We start from the raw sequence: 3,423 nt of genomic DNA, 5'->3' as shown, positions 1-3,423 counted from the left end.
GAGCAAGTTTCTTTGTTCTATGTTAAGATGTTGGGGGCTTCGTTTTTGGGTCTGATTTGTTTTTGTTAATGATCAGACAGTACCTGATGAGCCTTTCTTTGTCAACTCTTGAGGTTGATGCGTTTCATTTTTGAATTGGCGGCCGTCTAGGTTATGGATTTTACTCAAAGGCTCGCCAGCAGACAACTGAGAGCGCCTGAAGGAAAACCAGCCTTTAAGTCAGTTTAAATTGGCTATTGACAATATCGGTTAGTTAACCTAACCTCAATCAATAAAATATTTTCACTTTTTCTGGAGTGATAAATTATGCTTAATAATCGGGGAGTTTTAGCATTTAATGCGCCGACTTATTCTATTACTGAAAACGGAAGTCGTATAACTCAAGTCGTCGTCAACCGCACGGGGGGAAGTGATACAGAAGTAAGTGCGACGATTACGTTAAATAATGGTACAGCAACCGCAGACGATTATAATAATACCCCCATTAAGGTTACGTTTGCTCATGGGGATAGTGCGCCTAAAATTATTACGATTCCGATTAAGGAAGATAGTCAGTTTGAAGCGGTGGAAACCCTTAACCTGTCCTTGACGAATCCGACTAATGGGGTGACGATTGGTACACAAAATACGGCAATTGTCAAGATCATTGATAATGATAATTTTGTCTTTAATAATACGGATATTCAACCGACTAAGCTGGAGAAGTTAACCTTACCGATTCCCACAGCGTTGAAGCAGTATGAAACCCTCAGCAGCGAATTAGATAAGGCGAAGGTTAAATTAGACACGACGGAGCAACAGTTAAGGTTAGCTAATGATGATTATTCCTTTGCGAAGGAAATCTTTGAAGGTAGTCTCAGTAAGCGGAAGTCTTTAACTGACATTTTGCAGAATCTAGCAAATAAAAAGACGGCTTTAACCTCTAGCTTTACTAAATCTAAAACAGAAATTGAGCAAAAACAGAAGGATATTCAGAAAAATATTGATAATGCTTATGCTCGTCTGAAGGCTGAAACGAATGCGGGTATCAAAGATGGGATTCAGAAGGAGATTAATGGTTATCTGATTCAGATTCAGGAACAACAGAATTTACTGTCAATTGCGACGACTAAGTATAATCAGGAGTTGGCGGTTGTTATTTTCCAAATTGATGACTCAAATCAGGAGTTACAGGGACTTGAGAGTAACATTATTCCCAAGCAAGTTGAGGATTTAGAGAAGAAAAATCAGGCTTTAGTGGATGTTAAAACGGCTTGGGAAGGGAATAAGCAAGCTGTGACGGTTGCGGATAAGGCGCTGGGGGATTTGCTGACGGATTATGCTTTTCTCAAGACTCAGGATTATTCGTCTAAGTTTTTGCAGGATACGGTTGATAGTCTTAAGCAAAAAATTGGTGCGCTTCAGGCTGATTTAACGGCTTTGAAGAGTGGAAATGGGTCTAATTCTCAGATTGCGGCGTTGGAAAAGGCGATTTTAGAGAAGCAGAAAATTGTGGGAGAGGTACAAGATTATCAGAAAACGGTGTTAGCGGGTGAGTTGGAGTTTAAGCAGGAGTTGGAGACGAGAAAGGGGACTGCTGCGGACCATGAAGCATCGGTTAAGGTGGCTTTAGGGAATAATAATATTGAGGGTTATGTGAGTTTAAACAGTCAATTGGCTAACCAGTTGAAGGGTTTAACGACTGTTTGGGTGGATAATTTAGAGGATAATCATAATCTCACGATTAAGGTGTGGAATGGCTCTCAAGCTACGTCTGAAGTGTTTGATAGTTTGACGAGTTATATTGATGAGAATTTGGCGACTCCTTATGGGGATTATTATCTAAATGAGATTCAGTTAGATGAGGCGTTACAGATTCGGGAGTCAACGGTAAGACGGCGCGATGCTTTGGCGGATAGTGTTGATTTTGTGGAGGATGCGCTGTTTTTGGCTAAAAAGCAGTTACAGGAGTATCAGGATTTAGCGAAGTTAGGTCAGCATTATTCGGATTTAACTAAGTATGAAAAACAATATGCACTGTTAACCAGTCTTCGGGATTCTTTTACGCGCTTCTTTGGTAATTATTCGGCTTTATCGGGTATTCATAATAATTTAGCAAATGTTGATACTCAGATTAATCATACTAAGCAATATGCTCAATCACGGGTAGCGGCGTATAATCCTAAAACTCGTCCAGAAACGGGTAATTTATATTTTAAAACTGGTTATGGACGCTCCTATAATATTCAAAATTGGGCAACAACTATTGGAGGAAATTTAGTTACGGTTAATGATATTCAAGAACAGTTTTGGATTACAGATAATTTCGGTACAAATTTCTGGATTGGGTTAACTGATGATCACAATCATAATGGTCCTTGGCGTTGGTTTAGTGGAGAGCCTTATCAATATCAATCATGGCAATGGATACCAGGCGAACCTAATAATGCAGGAGGAGAAACGTTTGTTGTTTCTTTAGGTCGTGCGAATGGTTGGAATGATATTGACTGGGAAGATAATCGTCAAGGGTTGGTTGAGATTAATCTTGAGATTAGTCTTAAGCCTTTATATAATCAAAGAAATGGTATTATTCAGACAATTAAAGATGCTAATCTGAATACTTTAGATGCTTTAAAGTCTCTGAGTGATTTGTTAAGTAATAATCAGTTAGCTTCTCTCTTGCAAGGGGTAAATATAGGTTTTGTTAAGAGCTATTTACAAAAGTATAATGAAATTTTTACTCAATCTGGTGGGATTATTGATGAGGCGACGTTAAAGCGGTTTCAAAATGAGGTTTTTACGCCTTTATCTCAAGATTATAATCAATTGGCAACGGGTTCTTCTGTTGAGGGTTTGATTGGCAATAACCGTCCTTTTTTAATTGGTAATCTAAATCAAGAACTAACTAATAAATCTCAAGATTTAGTGGTTCAGATTGATTTAACAAATGATCAACAAGAACAATGGATAGAAACGAATTTACAGAATTATGTTAAACAGCGACGAGATAGTATTACTCCTAATGGTGTCAATGATAAAACAATTGCTAACCTTCAATCTCTCCGCCTAGAAACCGCTTATCTAACCCTACAAGCACAACAAAACCCAGACAAAGTACAGAGTTATTTACAACAATATTTTAGTCCTATTGGAGACGGAACATTTCAAGAACACTTTAATACAGCTTCTTGGGGTGGATTTAGTCCTGATTCAACTGGTAAAGATATAGGACAATTTGTTGACGTTAATGGCGATGGCAAACAAGATTATGTTGTTGTCTGGAATTGGAATGGAAAACGAACATTTGCCACATATCTTGGCAAAGGAGATGGTTCATTTCAAGAACACTTTAATACAGCTTCTTGGGGTGGATTTAGTCCTGATTCAACTGGTAAAGATATAGGACAATTTGTTGACGTTAATGGCGATAGCAAACAAGATTAT

The 3,423-nt window shown here is 38.2% G+C and carries 1 protein-coding gene; it reads left to right on the top strand.

All coding sequences use genetic code 11. From position 1 onward, the window contains the following. Positions 1-306: 306 nt before the first annotated feature. On the top strand, positions 307-3,423 hold a 3,117-nt coding region (locus IM485_RS21355; protein ID WP_287745446.1), incomplete at its 3' end, for a Calx-beta domain-containing protein.

The sequence above is a fragment of the Microcystis sp. M169S2 genome (assembly GCF_020245865.1).
GTDB lineage: Bacteria > Cyanobacteriota > Cyanobacteriia > Cyanobacteriales > Microcystaceae > Microcystis > Microcystis ichthyoblabe_A.
Note: the sequence above shows the minus strand (reverse complement) of the source record. Positions and strands in the feature narration are given on the sequence as shown.